The organism is Pseudomonas sp. SHLD1, from assembly GCF_028640935.1.
Taxonomy (GTDB): Bacteria; Pseudomonadota; Gammaproteobacteria; order Pseudomonadales; family Pseudomonadaceae; genus Chryseomonas; species Chryseomonas aestiva.
This window is the reverse complement of sequence record NZ_JAQZAD010000020.1, coordinates 89,847-113,564: the sequence shown is the minus strand read 5'-3', so window position 1 is coordinate 113,564 and position 23,718 is coordinate 89,847. Positions and strand designations below refer to the sequence as shown.

Sequence of the window (23,718 nt, the reverse complement as noted above, 5' to 3'; positions counted from 1 at the left end):
ATGTCTCTACAGGTGGAAGACGTCAGGATTGACGGGCGACCTTGACCAGGTTGCCTTCGAAGGCGAGCAGCCGAACCCGCTCGCCGGCCGCGATCTCGGCATCGGCCAGGCAGGGCCATTCATCGCTGCCGAGGATGGGTTTCTGGAAGCGCACGCGGCCGCGGGCGAAGGGGCCGACCGCCGCGACCAGCAGGCCGATCTCGCCCAGATGGACGTCGGCGCTCCAGTCCTCACCGGGCTTGCCCCGGTCCTTGCCATAGCGAAACCAGAGAAATACCGCCACCAGCGAGGCCAGACTCCAGACCAGCAGTTGCACGGCCAGCGCCAGGGCCGGCAGTGCCAGCAGCAGCACGCCGACCAACAGGGCGCCCAGGCCGAACCAGATCAGGAAAAAGGCCGGCACCACCAATTCGCTCAGCATCAGGCCGACGCCCAGCACTAGCCAGTACCACCATTGCACGTCCATTGCCGCTCCTTCCAGGTAACGCCACAGCATGGCTGCTGCTGCGCTCATCCGCCACCAGGGCCTCCGAGTGGTACCGAGCGGCCGATGAAGTGGCGCCCTGTCGCGCAGGTGGGGCTGAGACGGCGCCACCGTCGAAGCCCTACGAACCGGGGTTGAACCTGGGGACTGTTGGGCTTCGCTGCGCTCAACCCAACCTACGGACGGGTTCCGTAGGTTGGGTTGAGACGGCTCCACCGTCGAAGCCCAACGAACTGGGGTTGAACCTGGGGACCGTTGGGCTTCGCTGCGCTCGGCGCCAACCTACGGGCGGATTCCGTAGGTTGGGTTGAGACGGCCTTATCGTCGAAGCCCAACAGGGCGGGGTCGAAACCGGGCACCGTTGGGCTTCGCTGCGCTCAACCCAACCTACGACGCTTGGTCCTGCTGGAACACCAGCACCTTGAGGCCGCCCTCGGGGTCCTCGTCGGCGAATTCCGGCGGATTGGCCAGGCGCTCGACGAAGGCCAGTCCCGGTGCTTCCTGGGCCATGCCGGCGATGAGGAAGTCCGCGCCCACGCCGGGGTCGTTGACGCAGGCCAGCACCCGGCCACCGGGGGTGAGCAGTTCGGGCAGGCGGCGCAGGATGCGCGCGTAGTCCTTGGTCAGGGCGAAGCTGCCCTGCTGGAAGCTGGGTGGATCGACGATCACCAGGTCATAGGGCCCCAGCTTGCGCACCTTGCCCCAGGACTTGAACAGTTCATGGCCGAGAAAGCTGACCTTGCCCAGCTCATGGCCATTGAGCCGGTGATTCTCGCGACCGCGGGTCAGGGGCCCGCGGGCCATGTCCAGGTTGACCACCTGGGCCGCGCCGCCGGCCAGGGCGGCCACCGAGAAGCCACAGGTGTAGGCGAACAGATTAAGGATGCGCAGACCGGCGGCCTGCTCGCGCACCCAGCGGCGGCCCAGGCGCATGTCGAGGAACAGCCCCATGTTCTGGTGGCGGGTGAGGTCCAGGCCGAACTTCAGGCCGTCTTCGTGGATGACGTGCTCGCCCACCGGCGCGCCGATCAGCGCCTCGCTGGCGGCGTCCAGGCGATAGCGATGCTGCAGCAGCAGGCTGCGGGCGCCGCTGGCGCGCCACGCCGGGGTCTCGCCCAAGGCCGCCAGGGTCGCGCGCAGGGCGTCCAGCTCGGCCGCGGGCAATTCGCGAAACAGCCCTACCCGCACCACGCCTTCCAGCCAGTCCACGGTGAGTTGTTCCAGCCCCGGCAGCAGTCGGCCACGGCCGTGCACCAACCGGCGCGCCTCGGCGGGTGGCGAATCGAGGGCGGCGAGAAGCAGCTCGGAGAGGTGGGCAAGGGTGGCGGTATTCATGGGCGGTCACGACGGCAAAGGAGCGGCATGCTACGGCAAAAGTGCCGGGCTCGCCTCCCGGCTCAGGCCCGCCAGACGTCTGCCGGCGATTGGCGACGAAGGTATTGGGGCGCGCCGTCGCCAACGAACCGACCAGTCCGATGAAAATATGTCTCAGGCGGTAACGACTCGCAGTTGTATCCAGTTTACAAGCCGCTCTAGAATCCGCCTCCCCGAACCCCAGGACGATAACAATGCGCCGGCTGGTCCCTGCTCTCTATCTGCTGCCCCTCTGTGCCCTCCCCCTCGCCGGTCATGCCCAGGAGCAGGCGGAAGATTCGCCCCAGGCGCTGTCCGATCTCACCATCGTCGGGGCGGCCGAATCGCCCACCGGTCCGGTGCAGGGCTACAAGGCGGAACGGTCCAGCAGTGCGACCCGCACCGACACCCCGCTGCACGAGACGCCCCAGTCGGTGAGCGTGGTCTCCCGCGAAGCCCTCGACGACCTCTCCGCCACCCGCCTGCAGCAGGCGCTGGACCAGGCCGGTGGCGTCGGCCGTGGCAACAACTTCGGTGGCCAGGGCCTGACCAGCTACACGGTGCGCGGCTTCACCAGCTCCGAGTATTTCCGCAACGGCTTCCCCATGAACCGCGGCTATCCCAGCGCGCCGGATGCCGCCACCCTGGAGCGGGTCGAGGTCCTGCGCGGCCCGGCGGCGACCCTCTATGGCCGCAGCGATCCGGGCGGCACCTTCAACGTGGTCACCAAGCAGCCACTGGGCGAGCGCAAGACCACCCTCGGCAGCCAGTTCACCGACCAGGGCCTGCGTCGCGGCACCCTGGACACCACCGGTCCGGTGGATGAAGACGGTCGCCTGGCCTATCGCCTCAACCTGATCGCCGAAGGCGGCGACAGCTTCCGTGACGACGTGCACACCGAGCGCTACGAAGTCGCCCCGGTGCTGAGCTGGCAGGCCACCGATGCCACCCTCATCACCTTCGAGGCGGACATCATCCGCAGCAACGCCCCGCTGGATCGCGGTCGCACCAACTACCTGACCCAGCGCGCCGAGGCCAGTCGCTCCACCAATGCCTGGGAAAAGGGCACCACCAACCTGCTGCACAGCGACAGCGAGGCTTTTCAGCTGCGCTTCGAGCACCAGCTGAACGACGCCTGGACCCTGGCCGGCGGCTTCCAGTACCTGGACGGCAGCCTCAAGGGCAATGCCGTGGAAGCCAACGGCGTGCAGCCCGACGGCGTAACCCTGGGCCGCAACTTCAACTACCGCAAGCTGGAGTGGAGCGATCGCGACCTGCAGCTGAACCTGACCGGTCGCTTCGACACCTTTGGCCTCGGCCACACCCTGATCACCGGGATCGAGGTGGAAGACTACGACTATCAGTCGATCATCCAGCGCTCATCGGGCAGTGTTAACGCCTATCCGGTCAACCTGGTCGATCCGGTCCTCGGCCAGCCGCGCCCGGCCCTGACCCGTACGCCCACCCACGACCACGAGACCCTCAAGACCTGGGCCGCCTTCGTGCAGGACCAGATCGCCCTCACCGAGCGCCTCAAGGTGCTGGGTGGCGTGCGCCTGGAGCGCTTCGAGCATGATTACGACAACTTCGTCGCCGGTGGTCAGAGCTGGTCCAACGCCGATAACGCCGTCACCCCGCGCCTGGGCGTCAGTTATGACCTCACCCCGGAACTGGCGCTCTATGCCAGCGCCTCCAAGTCGTTCAAGCCCAACACCGGCGCGGCGCGCCTGGGCGGCGGCTTCGACCCCGAGGAAGGCAAGGCCTACGAAGTGGGCATGAAGTGGGCGGCGCTGGACGGCCGCCTCAGCGTCAATACGGCGATCTTCCACACGGTCAAGGAAAACGTCCTGACCCTGGACCCGGTCGATCCAAATTTCAACGTCGCCGCCGGCGAGGTGCGCAGCCGCGGCTTCGAAGTCAACGTGACCGGCGACCTGACGCCCAACTGGCGCATCCTCGGCGGCTACGCCTTCACCGATGCCGAGGTCACCAAGGACAACACCCTGGCCCGCGGCACCCGCCTGACCAACATCCCGCGCAATGCCGTCAACCTGCTCAACGTCTACGAATTCCACCAAGGCGTGCTGCGCGGCCTGGGGCTAGGCGCCAACCTCAAGTACGTGGGTGAGCGCGAAGGCCAGAAGACCGCGGTCAGCGACTACACGATGGACAGCTACACGGTCACCGACCTGCTGAGCTTCTACAAGGTCGACGAGCACCTGCGGCTGAACCTGGACGTGCGCAACGTCTTCGCCAAGGGCTACGACGAGAGCTCCTGGAACGCCTACAGCTATCCGGGCGAGCCGCGCACCGTGCAGGCCGGTTTCACCTACACCTTCTAAAAGCACCCAACAAAACTACTGCGCGTCCGCCAGGCGGGCGCGTGCAGTGCTCGGAGTCCTCATGTACTGCTTGTACACTGCGGCTCCTGCGCGCCGCGCGCACCCGCCTGACAGCCGCTCGCTACGTTTTGTTAGCCGCTTTGTGGCTCTATCGAGTCAGGCCTCGCTGAAGGCCTGACCGGTCAGCGGCTGCACCACCGGGCGGCCCTGGCGGTCGTGGAGGATGTCCACCGCCACGCCGTAGGTGGCTTCCAGCAGGTCGGCGGTGACGATGGCGGCGGGTCGGCCGGCGGCCAGCAGGCCACCGTTGACCAGCACCAGCAGGGAATCGGCGTACTGGCAGGCCAGGTTGAGGTCGTGCAGCACCACCACGGTCACCCGCTGGTGCAGCCGGGTCTCGTGGCGTACCCGATCGAGCAGGTTGATCTGGTGCCGCAGATCCAGGGCGCTGACCGGTTCGTCCAGCAGCATCACCTCGGGCTCGCGCATCAGCACCTGGGCAAAGAACACCAGTTGCCGCTGGCCGCCACTCAGGGCGCCCAGCTGGCGCGACGCCAGGTGGCCGATACCCACCTCGTCGAGCTTGCCCAGCGCCCGTTCCAGCAATTCGTCGTCCAGGTGCAGGGTCAGCCGTTCCAGGCTGCCCAGCGCCACCGTCTCCAGCACCGACAGCGCCGCCTCGGCATGGGAATCCTGGGGCATATAGGCCACGCCCTGGCGCCAGCCATCCCGCTGACTGCGCAGCGAAGCCCCCGCCACCAGCCGCCGCGCACCGCGCTCGATCTGGCCGGCCGCCAGCGGCAGGTCACCGGCCAGGGCGCGCAGCAGGGTGGTCTTGCCGGTACCGTTGGGGCCGAGGATCACATGCACCTGACCCGCGTGCAGCTCGGTGCAGAGTCCGGAAATCACGGTGCGGTCGCCGCGCTTCAGCGCGAGGTCCTGGAGGCGGATCATGGGCTGGACCTGCGTGGGGCGAAGATGAGCCAGAGCAGGAAGGGCACCCCGACGATGGCGGTGACGATGCCCACCGGAAACAGCGCCCCGGGCAGGATGGACTTGGACAGCACGGAGGCGAAGGACAGCATCAGGGCACCGCAGATGGCCGACAGCGGCAGCAGGAAGCGCTGATCCTCCCCGACCTGCCAGCGGGCGATGTGGGGCGCGACCAGGCCGACGAAGCCGATCACCCCGACGAAGCTGGTAGCCGTGGCGGTCATCACCGCCACCAGGATCAGCACCTTGAGGCGCAGCCGGCGGATGTCGACGCCGAGGCTCTCGGCCCGCGCCTCGCCCAGGCGCAGCGCGGCCAGTTTCCAGGCATCGCGCAAGAGCAAAAGGCAGCACAGCAGGGTCACCCCGGCGACGATGGCCAGGGTGGTCCAGGTGGCGCGGCCGAGGCTGCCGAACAGCCAGAAGAGGATCTGCTGCGAGAGCTCCGGCGAGGAGAGGAATTGCACCAGCGACAGCAGCGACTGGAAGAGGAACAGCAGGGCGATGCCGCCGAGGATGATGGTGTCGCTGCCAGTGCGCTTGAGCGAGGCCAGGGCGAAGAGAAACAGCGCCGCCAGCATGGCGAAGGCGAAGGCGCCCAGCGGCACCCCGATCAGCGCGCCCAGGCCGAAGCTGCCCAGCGCCAGGCTGAGGGCGGCGCCACAGCCGGCGGCGGCGGCCATGCCCAGGGTGTAGGGGCTGGCCATGGGGTTGTTGAGCAACGTCTGCATCTGCGCCCCGCCCGCGCCGAGGGCGGCGCCCACCGCCAGCGCCATCAGCGCCACCGGCAGCCGCAGGTCGCGGACGATGGCGTCGGTCATCGGCTGCCGCTCGCCGAGACCGGTCAGCGACTTGAGCACCTCCAGCGGCGACAGCAGCGAGGGCCCGGTGGCGATGTCCAGCACCAGACCCGCCAGGGTCAGCAGCAGAAACACCCCGCAGGCGCGCCAACGGCGGCGCTCGCGCGCGCGTTGCTCGGCGATGGCATTGCCGTGGCTGGCGCTCGCGGCCTCGCTCATGGCGTCAGGCCTATGGCGAAGGTGCCCTGGGGCTGGATCGGCATATAGCGGCGATAGTATTCGCGGTAGTTGGCCATGGGATCCACGTCCTGGAACAGATCCGGATAGAGCTGCTTGGCGATGAACTGCAGCATGGCGAAGTCCTCCAGGCTGCGCGAGGCGCCCTGGTAGACGCCATAGAGACGTCCGTCGCGGATTGCCGGCAGATTGGCCCAGCCTGGTCGCTGCATGAAGGCGCGCAGGTGACTGCGGGCATCGTCCGCGGTGACGCCGGGGCCCATGGGCAAGGCGGTGGGATTGCTGTTGTCCTCGCGCCCGGAGATGAAGATGACCTCCGGCTGGGCCATGAGCACCTGCTCCGGATTCATCACCCCCCACCACTGGATGAAGGGCGCGGCGATGTTGTCGCCACCGGCCAGGGTGACCATGGCGCCCCACATGTTGCGACCATAGGTGAAGGAGTATTCGGCCGGCCCCTTGTTGCCGAACTCGGCATAGACCCGGGGTTTCGGGCGATTGGCCGCGGCGATGCGGGTCTGGATGTCCTGCACCACCTTGGCATAGAAGTCGGCCAGTTCGGCGGCGCGCGCCTCCTGGCCGGTGATCACGCCGAGCAGGCGGGTGGAGGCCAGGTGGCGCTCCAGGGTCTGGGCGTTGTAGTCGATCGCCACCACCGGGATGCCGAGCTGTTCGAGGCGCTTGACCTCGCTGTCCAGCGCCTGGAATTGCCAGGCGGCCAAGACCACCAGATCCGGCTTGAGAGCGAGGACCTTTTCCACCGAGAAGCTGTTGTTTTCCGTCTCCCCCACATCGGGAAGGGTGGCCAGGGAGGGTCGGTGGGCGACGTTGAGCGCCCAGTTGGCCGGCACCTTGCGCTCCCAGGCGCCGCGGGAGACACCGACCACCGCGTCGAAGGCCTGCTCGCCGCCGACCGCCAGGTAGTCGCCATAGTGGAAGCCCAGCACCACGCGCTTGGCCGGCGCCTCGATGGTCACCGTGCGGCCGAGGACGTCGGTGACCTGGCGGGTCTCGGCAAAGGCCGGAGCAATCAGAAAGCAAGCGATAAGCGTTACCAGCCGGACAGCCCACTGCCCGCTGCGAGCGAAACCTTTCATGGAACCCCTTGGACGTCTGCACCCGCTCCAGGAGCCTGTTCATAATCTCGCGAGCTAGAGCCAAACAAGGCGAAAAGGCCTGAGGACGCGGATCGGACTCGCGCTCGAGTTTACTTGAAGTAAATGAGCATTCCGACCGGGCTGGCGACCCAGGGGGTTTTCAACGCTGTTTGGCCGACGCGCAGCAGATTATGGACAGGCTCTAGGGCGGGTGACTGCGAAGCTAGCAAAGGGTGCAACTTTACGCGGTGGCAGTGCCTGCGCCTAGCGCCTGCCACCGGCAAAGGGGAAGCCGTCGACGCTAGGTGGCATCGGCGTGGCTGACCACGCCCTTGATCAATACCGCCAGGGCGGCAAGACCCGCCGGCAGGAGCAGCGCGGTGAGCACCTGAGTGAAGGTCCAGCCCAGGCCCAGCAGGGTCGCGCCCATCCAGGCGCCGGTGATGGCGCCGAAGCGGCCGATGCCGAGCATCCAGGACACCCCGGTGGCGCGGCCATGGGTCGGGTAGTAGCGTGCCGCCAGCGAGGGCATGGCCGACTGGGCGCCGTTGATGCACATGCCGGCCACCAGCACCAGGGTGGCGACCAGGGCGACCTGGCCCAGGCTCTGGCCGACGCAATAGGCGAAGACGCCCGCCAGCACATAGAACAGGCCGATCACCTTGTGCGGATTGAATCTGTCCATGGCCCAGCCGACGAACACCGCGCTGAGCACCCCGCCGAACTGGAACAGCGCGCCGATCAGGGCGGCCTGCTCCAGGCTGGCGCCGGCGTCGCGCATCAGCGTCGGCAACCAGCTGGTAAGCAGGTAGACGATCACCAGGCCCATGAAATAGGTCAGCCACAGCAGCAGGGTGCCGGCGCTGTAGTTGCGGTTGAAGATCACCGCGAAGACGTTGCCGGTCTTGACCGACTTCTGCTCGGGCACCACGAAGTGTCGCGCCTCGGCGGCCTCGCGGCCGATGGGCGCCAGCGCCCGGCGGATGCGCTCGGCGCTCTTGCCGTGCACCACCAGGTAGCGCGCCGATTCCGGCAGCCAGAGCAGCAGCACCACGGCCAGCGCCAGGGGCAGTACCCCGCCCAGCACCAGCAGGCTGTGCCAGCCATAGGCCGGGATCATCCAGGCCGAGACGAAGCCGCCGCCGGCCATGCCCAGGTTGAAGCCGCAGAACATGCTGGTCACCAGCAGCGACTTGAGGCGCTCGGGAGTGTATTCCGAGAGCAGCGTGGTCGCGTTGGGCATGGCGGCGCCCAGGCCCAGCCCGGTGAGGAATCTCAGGATCACCAGCTGTTCGAGGTTGGCGCTGAAGGCCGACAGCAGGCTGAAGCCACCAAAGATGAAGGTGGCGACCACCAGCACGCCCTTGCGCCCGAAGCGATCGGCCAGCGGCCCGGAGCCCAGGGCGCCAAAGACCATGCCGCCCAGCGCGGCGCTCATCACCGGCCCCAGGCTGGCCCGCGGGATGCCCCACTCCACCGACAGCGCCGGGGCGATGAAGCCCATGGCCGCGGTGTCGAGGCCGTCGAGAAAGACGATGAGAAAGCACAGGGCGACAATGCGCCACTGGTAGGCGGACAGCGCCTGGCGATTGATGAAGTGCTGGACGTCCAGGGTGCCGGCTGTCGCCGTAGCCGAGGAATCGGCCAGGGGCACGGCGCCCGCGAGGGTTTGCGTCATGGTGGTCTGCTCGTGTTGTTGTTATCGGCTAGGTGCGCCACTGCGCTGACGTTAAGCCCAACCCCGAACAGCTGACAATTCGATTATCGGCGATATGGCCGATAATCGACCGGATTCGCTAGTGAAACAGCCGGGTGCTCAATTCCTGGCTGGCCGCCAGCAGCACCGGCAGGAAGCGCGTCTCCAGCTCCTGGCGACTGACCCGGCTGGCGTGGGTGCCGACGTTGAGCGACGCCAGCACCTGGCCGGCGGCGTCTCGCAGGGGCACCGCCAGGGATCTCAGCCCCACCTCCAGCTCCTGGTCGACGATGACGTAGCCTTGCTGGCGCACCTGGCCCAGGCACTCGATGAGCGCCGGCGGCTGATAGAGGGTGCGGCTGGTCTTGGCCTGCAGGTCGGCGTGTTCCAGGTAGTCGTGCAGGGCGGCATCGTCCAGGGCGGCGAGCAGGATGCGGCCCATGGAGGTGCAATAGGCCGGTAGCCGGCTGCCGACGCTGAGATCCACCGAGATCAGCCGCTGCGGCGTGGCCGAGCGGGCGATGTAGAGGATCTCGTCGCCTTCCAGGGTGGCCATGGAGCAGGCTTCGTGCAGTTGCTCGCTGAGGCGGTCGAGCACCGGCTGGGCGGTGACCGCCAGCGGCGTCGACGACAGATAGGCGTGCCCCAGGGTCAGCACCTTGGGCAGCAGCGAATAGGTGCGCCCGTCGGTGGTGACGTAGCCCAGCTTCATCAGGGTATGCAGGCAGCGGCGCACCGCGGCGCGGGGTATCTCGGTGCGATGGCTGATCTGGGCGATGGTCAGCTGGCGCTTGCGCTCCTGGAAGGCATGGATGACCGCCAGGCCGCGAGCCAGGGAGGTCATGAAGTTCGGGTCGCCGGTGAAGGCTTCGATGCGCTTGGCCGGCGAGGCGATGATGGGCGGCGCGGCCAGGGGCGGCAGGCCGGTGGCATGAGCGGTGCGGTTATCGTCCATCGGACCGGTCCTCGGCAGGCTTTTGATCGATTATCGAGCGAGGGGGCGATTATCGCAATCGTCTTTCGCCCGGTGCCCGCAGACGCGCAGGGGCTTCCAGGCGCATGCTCAGGCTTCCCGCCCAGCCGCCTGGATGCCTGCCGATGAAGACCCTGGAAGATCATCTCAGCCAATACGCACGCTACCACCGCGATCCGCGCAACATCGCCAGCCACTTCCCCGGCATCCTGCTGATCGTGCTGGCGGTGGCCATCCTGCTGTCGCGACCGGTCCTCAGCCTGGCCGGCTGGCCGCTGTCGCCCGCGGTCCCCGTGGCCGGCGCGGTGGCGTTCTTCTACCTGCGCCTGGATCGGCCCCTGGGGCTGCTGATGGGCGTCCTGCTCGGGCTTGCCCTCTGGCTGGGTGCCGCGCAGGCGGCCCGGACCACGGGCGTCTGGCTGGGCTGGGGGCTGGGTCTGTTCCTGGTCGGCTGGGCCATCCAGTTCGTAGGCCACCACTACGAGGGGCGCAAGCCGGCCTTTCTCGACGACCTGGCCGGCCTGGCCATAGGCCCGCTGTTCATCGCCACCGAGGCCGTCTTCTGGCTGGGGGGTCGCCAGCAGCTCAGGCAGGCGATCGAAGAACGGGCCGGCCCGGTGCGGCGCCGTCAGCCCAGTCGATAGCGGATCGTCGGCCGACCGTCGGGACCGTCCAGCGTCACCTGCGCCTTCACTCCCCAGACCTGCTGGATCAGCTCGGCCGTCAGCACCGCGGCCGGGCTGCCTTCGGCGACCAGGCGACCGTCGCGCAGCACCGCCAGGCGGTCGCAGAACAGCGCGGCCAGATTGAGATCGTGGATGGCCAGCACGCAGGTCGCCGGCAGGCGGCGGACCAAGTCGAGGATCTCCAGCTGGTGCTGGATATCGAGGTGATTGGTGGGTTCGTCCAGCAAGAGTTCGCTGGGCTCCTGGGCCAGGGCACGGGCGATCTGGGCGCGCTGGCGCTCGCCACCGGAGAGGCTGTGCCAGCGCCGTGCCGCCTTGTCGACCAGGCCGACCTGGGCCAGGGCGCGCTGGCAGACCTCGGCGTCGCGCGCGCTCCAGGCGTCGAGCAGACCGCGATGGGGCGTGCGCCCGAGACGCACCACCTCGGCCACCGACAGATCGGCCTCGGTGCCGGCCTGTTGCTCCACCAGCGCCACCCGCCGTGCCAGGTCGCGGCGGCGCAGCTCGGCCAGCGGCGTCTCGTCGAGACTGACCCTGCCCTGCTCCGGTCGGCGCAGCCCGGCCAGCAGCCGCAGCAGGCTGGACTTGCCCGAGCCATTGGGGCCGAGCAACCCGAGCACCCCGCCGGGCGGCACCGCGAGGGTCACCCCGGCGAGGATCGGCTGGCCGCCGGCGCTCCAGGCCACTTCACGCGCGGCGAGGCTCATCGGACCTCCCGTGCGCGATAGAGGATGAAGGCGAAGGCCGGGGCGCCGACCAGGGCGGTGACCACGCCGATGGGCAGGGTCTGCTTGGCCACCAGGGTACGGGCGACGATGTCGGCCAGCACCATGAACAGCGCGCCGATCAGGGCGCAGGTAGGCAGCAGCCGCCCATGCCCCGGGCCGACCAGGAAGCGCGCCACATGGGGGATTACCAGGCCGACGAAACCCACCGCGCCCACCAGGCTGACCAGGCAGGCGGTGATCAGGCCGGTGACCGCCAGCAGCAGGAGACGCAGCGGCCCTACCGCCACGCCGAGGCTGGCGGCGGCGTCCTCGCCAAAGGCGAAGGCATCCAGCGCCCGGGCGCAGGCCAGGCACACCAGCAGCCCGGCGAGCACCACCCCGGCGGCCAGCCAGACATCCGGCCAGCGCACCCCGGCCAGGCTGCCGAGCAGCCAGAACATCACGCTGCGCGCCTGCTCGGCATTGGCCGCGGTGGCGACGATGTAGGCGGTCAGGGCATTGAACAGCTGGGAAGCGGCCACTCCGGCAAGGATGATGCGGGTGCTGCCGCCACTGCCGAGAAAGGGCAGCACCACGGTAAAGGCCAGCACGGCGCCGAGAAAGGCGCCGAGGGACACGCCGAGCATGCCGCCACCGACGCCCAGCAGCATCACCAGCACCGCGCCGGTGGAGGCGCCGGCCGACAGCCCCAGCACATAGGGTTCGGCCAGGGCATTGCGCAGCAGCGCCTGGAGAATGGCGCCGGAGACCGCCAGGCCCGCACCGCAGCAGGCGGCCACCAGGGCACGACTGAGGCGGTATTCCCAGACGATGCCCTGGACGATGCGCTCCACCGGATAGGGCCCCAGGCCCAGGCCGTTGGCGATGGCCTGCAGACTGGTCAGGGGCGCGATGGGCATCTCGCCGAAGGATGCCGCCAGCACCACACTCGCCGCCAGCGCCAGCACCGCGGCCAGGCCCAGCAGCCAGCGCCAGGGCCGGGCCCCCTCGGCCGCCAGGGGCAGGCTCATGGTTGCGGCTTGGCCAGGTCGGCGGCCAGGGTCTCGACGCTGTCCACCACCCGCAGCGAGGGATTGAGGGTCGGGGCGTCCACCACCAGCAGGTGGTTCTCGCGCACCGCCCGCAATTCGCGGGTCAGGGGATCGCTGCGCAGGAAGGCCAGCTTCTTGTCCACGTCATCGGCGGGATAGAGACGGCGGTCCATGCGCGCCACGACGATATAGTCAGGGTCCAGACTGGCGATGCGCTCCCAGCTCACCGCCGGCCATTCCTCGGCGCTGTCGACCACGTTGCGCAGGCCCAGGGCGCGGGCGATCCAGGCCGGTGCGCCGAGGTTGCCAGCGACCCAGGGGTCCCCTTCCAGCCGCGGACTGGAGAACCAGAACAGCACCGAACGCCCCTGGACCCCGGCCGCCTTGGCCTGCTCGCCGGCGGCGGCGATGCGGCGGTCCAGCTCGGCGACCAGCTGCTTGCCGGCCGGCTGCACATCGAGGATGGCCGCCAGCTCCTGGGCCTCGCGGGTCACCAGTTGCATGTCGAAGGGCGCGCTGCGGCTGCCGTCGCTGTTGGAATCGGCGGTCACCGCCTTGCCTTCGCAATCGCTGGGCGCCACATAGGCGGCGATGCCCAGCTTGGCGAAGCGGGGGAAGTCCGCCACCTCGCCGCCGGGGCCGACGTGATAGGTGTACTGGGCCGCCACCAGATCCGGCCGGGTACTGACTACGGCCTCGAAGCTGGGGGCGTTGTCGGCCAGCCGCGGAATGCCCTTGCCCGCCGCCTGCAGGTCCGCGGGCAAGCCGCCGAACCAGACGCCGGTGCCCACCAGGCGCGCGCCCACGCCCAGGCGCAGCAGCAATTCGGTGCTGGCCTGGCCCAGGCTGACCAGGCGCTGGGGCGCGCGCTCGAAGACCAGGTCGCGGCCGCAGTTGTGGATGGTCAGCGGATAGGGGGTGGCCGCCTGGGCGGTAAGGGAGGATACGGACAGCAGGCCGGCGGCGAGCAGCGGCAGAAGATGGCGAAACATGGACTCTCCTTGGGATGACGCGTCCCTGGTGGATGATGGATGTCCCCTGGCAAGGTCTGGCTCACTTCTCGCGAAGCTCACAGTGGCGCGACCGCGCCGGAGTTGCACCGGCTTCCCGCCAGGGAACGGAAAGGTCGCCGAGGGTGAGCCAGCGGCGACCAGGATTCAAGCACTAAATGTTACTTTATAACAATTCCGTATCGTACCAGCGCGGCGTATAGACCCATTCGCCGCCGTCGGCCCGCGGAAAGCGCCGGGTATGGCTGGAGCCGAGGATCACCAGGGTGCGCGAATCCACCATCTCGCTGCGCAGGGCGCCGAGGCTGGTGTATTCGAGACCGCCACCGGGACGGCCGACGTCGCGACCGAGGATCACCGGGGTGTTCGCCGAGCGACAGCTGCGCAGGACGTCCAGCGCCCGGTCCAGCTGATGCGGTCGGGCCTTGGAGATGGGGTTGTAGAAGGCCATGGCCAGGTCCGCCGCGGCGGCCTGGCGCAGGCGATGCTCGATCACCGTCCAGGGCTTGAGGTTGTCGGACAGGGAGATCAGGCAGAAGTCGTGGCCCAGCGGCGCCCCGGCCAGGGCGGCGCTGGCCATGGCCGCGGTGATGCCCGGCAGGATCTCCAGCTCCACCGCCGCCCAGCGCGGGTCAGCGGCGCCCTCCAGCACCTCCAGTACCGCGGCGGCCATGGCGAAGACGCCCGGATCACCGGACGACACCATCACCACCTGGCGCCCGCTGGCGGCCAGTTCGAAGGCGTGGCGGGCGCGCTGCAATTCTTCGCGATTGTCGCTGGCATGGGCCAGCTGGTCCGGGCGCAGGGGGCCGGCCATCTGCACGTAGGTGGCATAGCCGAGTACGTCCTGGGCCTGGTCCAGGGCGCGGCGTACCACCGGTGCCATGAGTTCGGCCGCGCCGGGGCCGAGGCCCACCACGCTGAGGCGCCCACGGCGCTGGCCGAGGTCATCGGCGTCCAGCGGCCGGTCATGCAGATGCAGGGCGAGGCCCTGGGCCTGGGCCCGTGTCACGGCCGCCTGGGCGAATTCCGGGGTGCGGGCGTCGACGAATTTCAGCGGCACCTCCAGCGCCTGGCTCAGCTCGGCCAGGCCGGGCGCGGCCATGTCGGCCGCCTGGGCCAGCAGCACCGCCACGGCCCCGGTGGCATAGCCGGTGCTGGCGAGCAGCGCGGTAATGGCGGCGGCGGTGGCATCGGCGCGTACCGCCACCAGCACGGCGCGGGGGTGGATCAACAGGGTATGGTCGTCGGCGCTGGTCATGGGCGAGACCAGGATGCGTTGCCGCGCCTCGGGATCGCGGGCCAGGGGCACCTCGTCCAGCCAGGGCGCCTCGCCCTCGATGCGTACCGGGGCGCCGGCCAGCAGATCGGCGACCCGGTGCTTGGCCACGTCGACATCGGCCAGGGCATAGCCGGCCGGCGGATCGAGCAGGCAGGTGCCGAATCTCAGTTCACCGCTGGTGGTGATGGCCGGGGCCACGTCCAGCAGCCTACCCAGCTGACGAGCCAGGCGATTGGCGCCGGCCAGGCCGCCCAGCAGCGGCACCACGGCGCTGCCGTCTTCGGCCACCGCCAGCACCGGCGGCTCGGCGGTCTTGTCATCCAACAAGGACGCCAGGCTGCGGATGACGATGCCGGCGGCGCAGAGCACCAGCAACGGGCGCTGCTGGCGATAGAGGTCACGCAGGTGGTCGCCGAAGGCGCTGTAGCTGACATCGCCCTCGACCCGCCCGGCCAGGCCGTGTACCAGACTGCCCGGCAGGCCGGCCTGCACGCGGCGGGCGGTGGCCAGGGCACCGGGGCCGAGGATGACGATGGCCGGGCTCAACCCTTCCATTTCACCCCCGGCACCACCACCAGCGAGAAATACGGCGAGGCCATGGGCTCGACGGCATCCAGCGCGACGATGCGCTGGTTGTCCATGGTGGCGCGCTCGATGTAGCGGGCGCGCTCGTCCAGGCCCAGGTCGCGCAGGACCTGGCGCACCTTCTCGAAGTTGCGCCCGAGCTTCATCACCACGGCGGCGTCGGCGCTGGCGAGACGCGCCTTGAGCTCCTCGGCGGAAAGCACCCCGGAGAGCACCGTGAGGGTCTGGTTGCGATAGACCAGCGGCAGGCCGAGCATGGCCACGCCGCCGAGCATGGAGCAGACCCCCGGCACCACCTGGGCTTCGTAGCGCTCGGCCAGGCGGTCGTGCAGGTACATGTAGGAGCCGTAGAAGAAGGGATCGCCCTCGCAGATCACCGCCACGTCACGGCCGGCGTCCAGATGGCCGGCCACCTGGGCGGCGGCGGTGTCGTAGAAGTCGGCGATCACCGTCTCGTAGGACAGCGGCGGCGCCAGCTTCTCGGTGGTCACCGGATAGACCAGCGGCAGGCGCTGCTGGCCATCCAGCAGATAGCCCTCGATGACGCCATAGGCATTGCCGCCCTGGCCCGCGTTGGCCTTGGCCTTGGCGACGAAATAGGCCACCACCGGCGCGCCCTGCAGGAGGCGCAGGGCCTTCACGGTGATGAGTTCCGGATCGCCGGGGCCGACGCCCAGGCCGAGCAGGCGGCCCGCCATCACTCCACCTCCGTGGCCAGGGCGTTGACCGCCGCGGCGGCCATGGCGCTGCCGCCCCGGCGGCCGCGGACGATGACATAGGGCACGCCGCGGCTGTCGGCGGCCAGGGCGTCCTTGGACTCCCTGGCACCGACGAAGCCCACCGGCATGCCGAGGATCAGCGCCGGCTTGGGCGCGCCGGCATCGAGCATCTCCAGCAGATAGAACAGCGCCGTGGGGGCGTTGCCGATCACCACCACGCTGCCGGCCAGGTGCGGTCGCCAGCGCTCCAGGGCCACCGCCGAGCGGGTGTTGCCCTGGGCCACGGCCAGCTCGCGGATGCCTTCGTCGTGCAGGGTGCAGATCACCTGATTGTTGGCCGGCAGGCGGGTGCGGGTGACGCCCTCGGCGACCATGCGCGCATCGCAGAGGATGGGCGCGCCGGCCGCCAGGGCCGCGCGACCGGCCGCCCCGGCACCCGGGGAAAAGGCCAGGTCCTGGACCACGTCGACCATGCCGCAGGCGTGGATCACCCGCACGGCGAGCTTTTCCAGGTCGGCGGGGATGGCCGAGAGATCGGCCTCGGCGCGGATGGTGGCGAAGGATTGGCGATAGATCGCCTGACCGTCGCGTTCGTATTCAAGCATCACTGGGACTCCGGGCCAGCCAGGCGGCGGCCTCGTCGAGGGATAGATGGGTGGCGCGCCGCCGGCCCGGACCGGGCTGGGTGGCGTCGCGCACGAAGAGGTCATAGCGGCCGGGGGCCACGGCCAGCAGGGTATGGGGCGCCTGGCCGGCCAGGGCGCAACTGCGCGGGCAACCGGAGAGGTGCACCTCCACGTCCGCCGGCAGCCGCTCGGCCAGGCGCAAGGCATCGCCCTTGGTGTCGGCCTGGCCCTTGGCACAGCCCTGGCTGCCGGTACAGGCGATCAGCCGGGCCAGGGACGCGGCGGGGTCGGTGACCAGGTCCAGGGCGCCCAGGGCCGCGAGCAGGTCGGGCGCCGTGCCGACCGGTACATCGGGTAGCAGCAGGCCCTGCCAGGGCGTCAGGTGCAGCTCGCCATTGCCGCGACGCTCGGCGAGTTCGGCGACCGCTGCCAGGGTCATGGCCGGCAGCCGCCCCAACGCGGGCTGGGCACCGACCCAGCAGCGACCTGGCTGACGCTGGGGATGGCTGCCCAGGCGCCGCGCCGTTGCCGCTGGCGAACGAGGGCTAGCTGGGGCCGGCAGCAGGTCCAGTCCAGCCAACAGCTCCGCAACCGGATGCTGCGCCAGCAACTGGCGCATGCGGCTCTGCTCAGGACCGGCGAGGTCGAGAAAACGGTGCAGCAGGGCTGCCACCGTCGCCCTCTCGCGCCCCGTGGGGATCAGGCCCAGCGGCGCATCCAGCGGGGTACCGGCCAGACCGAGGAGATAGCCTTCGGCGTGGGCCGACAGCCAGACATCATGGGGATGGTCGAGCCGGGCCAGGGCTTCGCCGCCGTCCAGTTGCAGGGCGAACTTGGGCGACAGGCCATGCAGCCGGCGGTCGCCTTCCAGCAGGGCGAGCAACTCGGCGGCCAGCGGGCGGACATCCTGCAGCTGCTGCGGATCGCGGCCCGCCGCCGGGCTGAGCAGCAGATTGCGCACGTCGTCGGCGGCCGGATCGGCCGGACCCAGACCGGCGGCCTGCAGCGCGGCCACCAGGGCGTCGGCGCCGTCCGGGCGCACGCCACGCAGTTGCAGGTTGGCTCTGTTGGTCAGCTCCAGTACCCCGTTCGCCCAGCGCTCGCTGGCGGCGGCGATGGCCCGCGCCTGGCCCGCCGTGAGTCGCCCGCCCGGCAACTTCACCCGGCACAGGCCGCCATCGCGCGCGGGCACGATGCGCAGCAGCCCCGGACAGGCCGAAGGCCGCGGGACGAGGGCGGAGGGAGAGGGAGGATTCACGGCGGAAGGTCGGGCTGGACGGGGAAAGACGTTATTATGCCCGCTTTGCCCGACCCCTTGAAAACGCCCGGTCGGCTGACGTTCGATGAGGTGTGTTCATGATTCCCTGGCTGACCGTGGTGGGTATCGGCGAAGATGGCTACCCCGGCCTCGGCAAGCAGGCCCGCCGCGCCCTGCTGGACGCCCGGGTCATCATGGGCGGTCCACGCCAGCTGGCGCTGCTGCCACCCTGCATTCGCGCCATCCGCGAGCCCTGGCCGCAACCCTTCGCCCTGACCCCGGTTCTGGACCGCCGCGGTACCCCGGTCTGCGTGCTGGCCAGCGGCGATCCCATGCTGTTCGGCGTCGGCGCGAGCCTTTCGCGCCAGCTGTCGGCCGACGAACTGCAGGTGCTGCCGGCGCCCTCCTCCTACTCCCTGGCCGCGGCTCGGCTGGGCTGGCCGTTGCAGGAGGTCGCCTTGGTGTCGGTGGTGGCGCGGCCCCTGGCCGGGGTGGTGCGCCACCTGCATCCCGGCGCACGCCTGCTGGTACTGAGCAATGACGGCCACAGCCCCGCCGCCCTGGCCGCGCTGCTGGTGGACCAGGGCTTTGGCGCCAGCCAGCTGCAGGTGCTGGAGCACCTGGGCGGTCCTCTGGAGCGACGGATCAGCGGCCGCGCCCAGGACTGGTCGCAGGCGGAAGCAGCCGCGCTCAACCTGGTCGCCATCGAGGTACTGAGCGAGACCGGTGAAGCGGGACTGCCGCTCACCCCCGGCCTGCCGGACAGCGCCTATCGCCACGACGGCCAACTGACCAAGCGCGACGTGCGCGCCGTGACCCTGGCGCGCCTGGCGCCGCGCCCGGGCGAACTACTGTGGGACGTGGGCGCCGGCTGCGGCTCCATCGGCATCGAATGGGCGCGCAGCCATCCCCGCTGCCGGGTGCTGGCCATCGAGGCCGACGCCGGTCGCCAGGCCCATATCCTCCATAACCGCGACCAGCTCGGCGCCCCGGCGCTGCACCTGGTGGCCGGCCAGGCGCCCGAGGCCCTGGCCGGTCTGGCCACCCCGGACGCCATCTTCATCGGCGGCGGCCTCACGGCCCCTGGCGTGCTGGACGCCTGCTGGGCCGCCCTGCGCCCCGGCGGCCGCCTGGTCGCCAACGCCGTGACCCTGCAGACCGAAGCCGCCCTAGTGGCCTTCCGCGAACGCCACGGTGGTGACCTGACCCGCCTGCAAGTCGCCCAGGCCCAGCCACTGGGCGCCTTCGATACCTGGCGCGCGGCGCTGCCCATCACCTTGCTGGAAGTGGTTAAGCCGTGAGTGGCGGTGGCCTGCCAAAAGTAGGGAGGGTGATTGAGTATGCCTCCTTCATCCTCGAAGACTGTGAGCGGCGCCTTGCCCCCTCACTCCAACCCGCTCCCTGCGGGGGAGAGGGGGTGGTCCGCTGGGCTGATGGAAGTCTGGCGCTCAAGCCGGCCTTTGATGCCCCCGCTGCGCGCGCTGCGCCAACCGACGAGCAAGCGGCCTGCGCGGCCCACCGCCCTACTCCGCCGCTCGCCCCCAGGCACTGCTTTTCCTCCCCTCTCCCTCGGAGAGAGGGGCCGGGGGCGAGAGCACGCCATGCATGACGAAACCTCCGCCGCTCTGACGGAAGACTGCCCATGAAGATCCTCCTGCTCGGCGGCACCACCGAAGCCCTGGCCATCGCCCGCACGCTGCCGGCGGACGCCCTCTACAGCCTCGCCGGTCTCGGCCGGGTGCCCCAGGACCTGCCCTGCCAGGTGCGGGTCGGCGGCTACGGCGGCGGCGCCGGGCTGACCGCCTTTCTCCGCGACGGGGGCATCGAGCTGCTGCTGGACGCCACCCACCCTTATGCCGCGCAGATCAGCCAGAACGCCGCCCTGGCCGCGGCCGAGGCCGGCCTCCCCTGCTGGGCGCTGCGCCGACCCGGCTGGCAGGCCGGACCGGACGACGACTGGCGCGAGGTGGCCGACTGGGCCGAGCTGCAGCGAGCCCTGGCACCCTTCGCCCGCCCCTTCTTCACCCTGGGTCGCGAACCGCTGGAGCATCTCCAGGAGATTCCCGGCGGGCAGTTCTGGACCCTGCGCCTGCTCGACCCCCATCCCGGCCACGCCCGGGCGCGGATCATCGCCGACCGCGGCCCCTTCGCCCTGGAGGCCGAACGCGCGCTCTTCGCCCAGGGCGACTTCGATGTGCTGATCAGCAAGAACAGCGGCAGCGCCGCCACCCAGCCCAAGCTGCAGGTCGCCCGCGAGCGGGGCCTGCCGGTGCTGATCCTGCGTCGCCCCGCGTTGCCCACCGTCGACCGCGAATTCGCCAGCGTCGCCGAGTTGCTCGTCGCCCTGGCCGAGGAAACCCCATGACCGTCCATTTCATCGGCGCCGGCCCCGGCGATCCCGACCTCATCACCGTCAGGGGCCAGCGGCTGATCCGCCAGTGCCCGGTGATCCTCTACGCCGGCTCCCTGGTGCCGCCCGCGGTGCTGGAGGGCCACCAGGCTGAGACGGTGATCGACACCGCCCACCTGGACCTGGAGGCCATCGTCGGCCATCTGGCCGCTGCCCATGCCCGCGGCCAGGACGTGGCCCGGGTGCATTCCGGCGATCCCTCGCTGTATGGCGCCATCGGCGAGCAGATCCGCCGCCTGCAGGCGCTGGGCATTCCCTACGCCATCGTTCCCGGCGTGACCGCCACCGCCGCCTGCGCCGCGCTGCTGGGTTGCGAGCTGACCCTGCCCGGGGTCAGCCAGACGGTGATCCTCACCCGCTATGCCAGTCGCACGGCCATGCCGGCAGGCGAGGCGCTGGCCGACCTGGCCCGCCACCGCGCGACCCTGGCCATCCACCTCGGCGTCGGCCAGCTGGAGCGCATCGTCGCCGATCTCCTGCCGCACTATGGCCCCGCCTGCCCGGTGGCCATCGTCCACCGCGCCAGCTGGCCGGACCAGGACAGCGTCCAGGGCACCCTGGCCGACATCGTCGAACGGGCGCGGGACAAGGATTTCCGTCGCACCGCGCTGATCCTGGTCGGCGAGGTGCTAGCGCCGGGAGATTTCCAGGATTCCAAGCTGTACCGGCAGGGGCCGGGGTAGTCGTGCCAGGTCTGATCGCGGCCATGGGCCGCTCCTACAGGGAGTGACGCCTCTGTAGGAGCGGCCGCTACGGCGGACCGCCATGGCCGCGATGCTTTCAGGATCTAACCCTAGTACCCCGCCCCACCCTCGCCACCGCTGACGATGGCCACGCCCGAACTGGTTCCCAGGCGGGTCGCGCCGGCGTCCAGCATGGCCTGGGCGGTGGCCCGGTCGCGCACGCCGCCGGAGGCCTTCACGCCCATCTCCGGACCCACTTCCTCGCGCATCAGGCGGACGTCGTCCAGGGTCGCGCCGCCGTGGCCGAAACCGGTCGAGGTCTTGACGAAGGCGACCCCGAGGTCGCGACAGATCCGGCAGGCCTGGCGTTTCTGGGTCTCGTCGAGCAGCCCGGTCTCCAGGATCACCTTGAGCGGTACCGCACCACAGGCGGCCTGCACCGCGGCGATGTCGGCGGACACCTCGTCCAGCAGACCATCCTTGAGCCAGCCGATATTGAGCACCATGTCGATCTCCCCGGCGCCGGCGGCGATGGCCTGCTCGGCCTCGAAGGCCTTGGCCGCGCTCAGCCCGGCGCCGAGCGGAAAGCCCACCACCGCGCAGACCTTGACCGCGCTGCCGGCGAGCTGCGCCGCGGCGTGGGGGACCTGGGCGGAATTCACGCACACCGAATAGAAGCCATGGGTGCGCGCCTCCTGGCACAGGCGGTCGATCTGGGCGCGGCGGGCATCGGCGGCGAGCAGGGTGTGGTCGATGGTCTTGGCGAGTTCGCCGGGTTCAAGCTGCATGGGGCCTCCTCAGGCACGGGTAGCGTATGATCGAATCAGAATTCTTGGTTGGTGCGGCCTGCACCTCTAGTCGGACTCCCGTAGCGCACCCCTCATGGATAGCAAGAAAGCCGCTAGGCTCAAGCTGATGCACCAGGCGCTGCAGGATCAGCACGCCATTCACCTGCGCGAGATGGCCCAGCTGCTGGGTGTCTCGGAAATGACCCTGAGACGCGACCTGCGGCTCCCGCCGGACGGCCTGCGGCTGCTCGGCGGTCATGTCACCCGCGATGTCGGCGGCAGCGAGGCCCCGGGCTACCAGGTGGTGGAACAGGACCTGCGCCAGGTCGAGGAAAAGCGCCGCATCGGTCGGCTGGCCGCGGCGCAGATCCGCGCCGGCGACACCGTCTTCCTCGATTGCGGGACCACCACGCCCTTCGTGGTGGACTTCATTCCCGATGACCTGGAATTCACCGCCGTCTGCCACTCGCTCAACGTGCTGCTCAAGCTGCAGCAGAAGGTCAACTGCACCCTGGTGGTGTGCGGCGGCACCTTCCAGCGCAAGAACCAGATCTTCGAGAGTCGCCTGGAGACCGGGGTGCTCGATGGCGTGCGCCTCACCCATGCCTTCGTTTCGGCGGCCGGGGTGAGCGAGGACTTCGGCGTCACCTGCTTCAACTTCAACGAGGTCGAGGTCAAGCAGAAGGTCCTGCGCCAGGCCCAGCAGCGGCTGCTGCTGGTCGACCATACCAAGTTCGACGTGGTGCGCGCCGCGCATTTCGCGGCGCTCGACGACTTCGACGGGGTGGTCAGCGACGGGCGCATTCCGCGCAGCTATCGCGAGCGGATCGAGGCGAACGGCGCGCAACTGCTTACCTGATCCGCGCCGGGTCGGCCAGGCGCGCCAGCAGCGCGTCGCGCTCGGCAGCGGCGAGATAGCCGGTGCGCACGCTGAAGACGCGCCGTTCACCCGGGTGCAGCTGTTGCACCTGCCCCTTGGCGGACTCGGCCAGATAGCCCTCCGGCTCGCAGGTCGCCGGCAGCACGAAGGCCGCCACCTGCTGATCGGGGTTGTGCAGCACCCAGCGCGTGGCATGGGGCAAGGCCGCCGGGCGATAGGCCGTGTAGAAGGCGGCGCCGCCCGGATGCTCCAGCAGGAAGTGCGCCTCCCCCGCCGCGTCGGTGCCCGGCGCATCGATGAAGCTGACGATCTCCGGCTGGTAGCGCGCGGGCGCCTCCAGCACCCGTAGCCGTTCCGAATCTTCGGCCAGCTCGGCGATGAAGGCCTGCCAGTCGGGGGTAGGCCGCACATGGGCCGGCACGCTGGTGCGCACCCGGGTACGGGCCACGCCGAGGGGCTCATGGAAGCGACCGCCAGGTACATAGGCGTAATTCATATGCGCCATGTACATGAGGTCCATGGGCTGGCCAGCCTGGTTTTCCACCTCGAGGCCCAGCTCGAACACGGCGCTGTCCGGTCTCAGGGTCACGCTCGGCTGGGCGCGATAGCGATCGCCGAAGCCCATGGCGTAGTCATGGCGACCGCCCAGGCGCAGGAAGTCACCCTCCGCGTCCCGGCCCAGCTCCAGCCAGGCCTCGTCCAGCGGCGCGCAGGGCAGTTCGCCGTGCAGCTCGTGGCTGTCCTCCGGTGCCGGGCAGCCGTTGCGCAGCACCCCGGCGTGGAACATGAAGCAGCCATAGGTCTCGATGATCCGCCGGGTCGGCCGCGGCTGGTCGAACAGCCCGGGCATGGTCAGACGACAACCGTCGAAGGTGGCGTCCCAGACCATCTGCCCCTGGTAGGGCAGCACGATCAGCCGGCCGCGGCGATTCTCCAGCGCCAGGGCGAGCACCCCGGAAGGATAGGTCCAGGCGCGCACCTGGAAGGCGTCGCTGGCGAGCAGGGTGCGCTCGCACGCGGTGAATTGCTCAGGTTGCAAGGGCAGGCGTACGGACATGGC

Annotated in this window: 22 protein-coding genes, 1 other RNA gene and 1 riboswitch; of the genes, 7 read left to right on the top strand and 16 right to left on the bottom strand. The window is 69.8% G+C overall.

The annotated features are described in order from the left end of the window. Positions 1 to 22 precede the first annotated feature (22 nt). Both PVZ77_RS15635 and PVZ77_RS15630 read right to left on the bottom strand, forming a co-directional pair. A complete protein-coding gene (locus PVZ77_RS15635) occupies positions 23 to 466 on the bottom strand; it encodes an NfeD family protein (protein WP_273808130.1) in 444 nt (147 codons plus the stop codon). 405 nt (positions 467 to 871) lie between these two features. After that, a complete protein-coding gene (locus PVZ77_RS15630) occupies positions 872 to 1,819 on the bottom strand; it encodes a class I SAM-dependent methyltransferase (protein ID WP_273808131.1) in 948 nt (315 codons plus the stop codon). 233 nt (positions 1,820 to 2,052) lie between these two features. Between PVZ77_RS15630 and PVZ77_RS15625 the strand changes: the two genes are divergently transcribed. Both PVZ77_RS15625 and PVZ77_RS15620 read left to right on the top strand, forming a co-directional pair. Continuing rightward, complete coding sequence (locus PVZ77_RS15625; RefSeq protein WP_273808132.1) at positions 2,053 to 4,179, top strand: TonB-dependent siderophore receptor; 2,127 nt, start codon at positions 2,053 to 2,055, stop codon at positions 4,177 to 4,179. Between the two features lie 61 nt (positions 4,180 to 4,240). Next, a non-coding RNA gene (locus tag PVZ77_RS15620) (sX9 sRNA) lies at positions 4,241 to 4,316 on the top strand. A gap of 19 nt (positions 4,317 to 4,335) precedes the next feature. Here the strand turns inward: PVZ77_RS15620 and PVZ77_RS15615 are convergent. The 5 genes from PVZ77_RS15615 to PVZ77_RS15595 all read right to left on the bottom strand — a co-directional run bounded on the left by PVZ77_RS15615 (position 4,336) and on the right by PVZ77_RS15595 (position 9,954). Beyond that, positions 4,336 to 5,133 (bottom strand): ABC transporter ATP-binding protein, encoded by a 798-nt coding sequence (locus PVZ77_RS15615; protein ID WP_273808133.1) that lies wholly within the window; start codon positions 5,131 to 5,133, stop codon positions 4,336 to 4,338. Next, positions 5,130 to 6,188 carry a FecCD family ABC transporter permease gene (locus PVZ77_RS15610; RefSeq protein WP_273808134.1) on the bottom strand — a complete coding sequence of 353 codons (1,059 nt, stop codon included), beginning with the start codon at positions 6,186 to 6,188 and terminating at the stop codon, positions 5,130 to 5,132. The genes PVZ77_RS15615 and PVZ77_RS15610 overlap by 4 nt, the downstream gene beginning before the upstream one ends. Then, complete coding sequence (locus PVZ77_RS15605) at positions 6,185 to 7,303, bottom strand: ABC transporter substrate-binding protein (protein WP_273808135.1); 1,119 nt, start codon at positions 7,301 to 7,303, stop codon at positions 6,185 to 6,187. The genes PVZ77_RS15610 and PVZ77_RS15605 overlap by 4 nt, the downstream gene beginning before the upstream one ends. Before the next feature lie 301 nt (positions 7,304 to 7,604). Further along, complete coding sequence (locus tag PVZ77_RS15600; protein ID WP_273808137.1) at positions 7,605 to 8,981, bottom strand: MFS transporter; 1,377 nt, start codon at positions 8,979 to 8,981, stop codon at positions 7,605 to 7,607. Positions 8,982 to 9,099: 118 nt separating this feature from the next. After that, positions 9,100 to 9,954 (bottom strand): IclR family transcriptional regulator domain-containing protein, encoded by an 855-nt coding sequence (locus PVZ77_RS15595; protein ID WP_017642952.1) that lies wholly within the window; start codon positions 9,952 to 9,954, stop codon positions 9,100 to 9,102. 143 nt (positions 9,955 to 10,097) lie between these two features. On the opposite strand from PVZ77_RS15595, the gene PVZ77_RS15590 reads away from it, so the two are divergent. Continuing rightward, entirely contained in the window at positions 10,098 to 10,616 is a 519-nt protein-coding gene (locus PVZ77_RS15590; RefSeq protein WP_273808138.1) for an Mpo1 family 2-hydroxy fatty acid dioxygenase, read from the top strand. Here PVZ77_RS15590 and PVZ77_RS15585 read toward each other — a convergent pair. The 7 genes from PVZ77_RS15585 to cobG all read right to left on the bottom strand — a co-directional run bounded on the left by PVZ77_RS15585 (position 10,601) and on the right by cobG (position 17,897). Next, complete coding sequence (locus PVZ77_RS15585) at positions 10,601 to 11,365, bottom strand: ABC transporter ATP-binding protein (RefSeq protein WP_273808139.1); 765 nt, start codon at positions 11,363 to 11,365, stop codon at positions 10,601 to 10,603. The genes PVZ77_RS15590 and PVZ77_RS15585 overlap by 16 nt on opposite strands. Beyond that, entirely contained in the window at positions 11,362 to 12,396 is a 1,035-nt protein-coding gene (locus tag PVZ77_RS15580) for a FecCD family ABC transporter permease (RefSeq protein ID WP_133862284.1), read from the bottom strand. The genes PVZ77_RS15585 and PVZ77_RS15580 overlap by 4 nt, the downstream gene beginning before the upstream one ends. Then, positions 12,393 to 13,409, bottom strand: coding sequence for an ABC transporter substrate-binding protein (locus PVZ77_RS15575; RefSeq protein ID WP_273808140.1), 1,017 nt, complete (start codon positions 13,407 to 13,409; stop codon positions 12,393 to 12,395). Before PVZ77_RS15575 ends, PVZ77_RS15580 begins: the two co-directional genes overlap by 4 nt. A 31-nt stretch (positions 13,410 to 13,440) precedes the next feature. Then, positions 13,441 to 13,587: riboswitch (cobalamin riboswitch) on the bottom strand. A gap of 6 nt (positions 13,588 to 13,593) precedes the next feature. Continuing rightward, positions 13,594 to 15,264, bottom strand: a complete 1,671-nt coding sequence (gene cobJ / locus PVZ77_RS15570; RefSeq protein WP_273808141.1) for a precorrin-3B C(17)-methyltransferase — start codon at positions 15,262 to 15,264, stop codon at positions 13,594 to 13,596. Next, entirely contained in the window at positions 15,252 to 15,992 is a 741-nt protein-coding gene (locus PVZ77_RS15565; protein ID WP_273808142.1) for a precorrin-2 C(20)-methyltransferase, read from the bottom strand. Before PVZ77_RS15565 ends, cobJ begins: the two co-directional genes overlap by 13 nt. Further along, positions 15,992 to 16,618 (bottom strand): precorrin-8X methylmutase, encoded by a 627-nt coding sequence (locus tag PVZ77_RS15560; RefSeq protein ID WP_273808144.1) that lies wholly within the window; start codon positions 16,616 to 16,618, stop codon positions 15,992 to 15,994. Before PVZ77_RS15560 ends, PVZ77_RS15565 begins: the two co-directional genes overlap by 1 nt. Next, positions 16,611 to 17,897 (bottom strand): precorrin-3B synthase, encoded by a 1,287-nt coding sequence (gene cobG / locus PVZ77_RS15555; RefSeq protein WP_273808145.1) that lies wholly within the window; start codon positions 17,895 to 17,897, stop codon positions 16,611 to 16,613. The genes PVZ77_RS15560 and cobG overlap by 8 nt, the downstream gene beginning before the upstream one ends. 98 nt (positions 17,898 to 17,995) lie before the next feature. On the opposite strand from cobG, the gene cbiE reads away from it, so the two are divergent. The 3 genes from cbiE (at position 17,996) to cobM (ending at position 20,990) form a co-directional block, all read left to right on the top strand. Beyond that, on the top strand, positions 17,996 to 19,198 hold the full coding sequence (cbiE, locus tag PVZ77_RS15550; protein ID WP_273808146.1) for a precorrin-6y C5,15-methyltransferase (decarboxylating) subunit CbiE: 1,203 nt from the start codon (positions 17,996 to 17,998) through the stop codon (positions 19,196 to 19,198). 341 nt (positions 19,199 to 19,539) lie between these two features. Further along, positions 19,540 to 20,262: a cobalt-precorrin-6A reductase gene (locus PVZ77_RS15545; RefSeq protein WP_273808148.1), complete on the top strand. Its 723-nt coding sequence runs from the start codon at positions 19,540 to 19,542 to the stop codon at positions 20,260 to 20,262. Continuing rightward, complete coding sequence (gene cobM, locus PVZ77_RS15540; RefSeq protein WP_273808149.1) at positions 20,259 to 20,990, top strand: precorrin-4 C(11)-methyltransferase; 732 nt, start codon at positions 20,259 to 20,261, stop codon at positions 20,988 to 20,990. Before PVZ77_RS15545 ends, cobM begins: the two co-directional genes overlap by 4 nt. 110 nt (positions 20,991 to 21,100) lie before the next feature. Here the strand turns inward: cobM and deoC are convergent, their stop codons facing one another. Beyond that, a complete protein-coding gene (deoC, locus tag PVZ77_RS15535; RefSeq protein ID WP_273808150.1) occupies positions 21,101 to 21,778 on the bottom strand; it encodes a deoxyribose-phosphate aldolase in 678 nt (225 codons plus the stop codon). A gap of 94 nt (positions 21,779 to 21,872) precedes the next feature. Between deoC and deoR the strand changes: the two genes are divergently transcribed. Further along, entirely contained in the window at positions 21,873 to 22,637 is a 765-nt protein-coding gene (gene deoR, locus PVZ77_RS15530; RefSeq protein WP_187981021.1) for a DNA-binding transcriptional repressor DeoR, read from the top strand. Here deoR and PVZ77_RS15525 read toward each other — a convergent pair. Continuing rightward, complete coding sequence (locus PVZ77_RS15525) at positions 22,630 to 23,715, bottom strand: aldose 1-epimerase family protein (protein ID WP_273808151.1); 1,086 nt, start codon at positions 23,713 to 23,715, stop codon at positions 22,630 to 22,632. The two genes, deoR and PVZ77_RS15525, sit on opposite strands and share 8 nt — an antisense overlap. Positions 23,716 to 23,718: the final 3 nt, after the last annotated feature.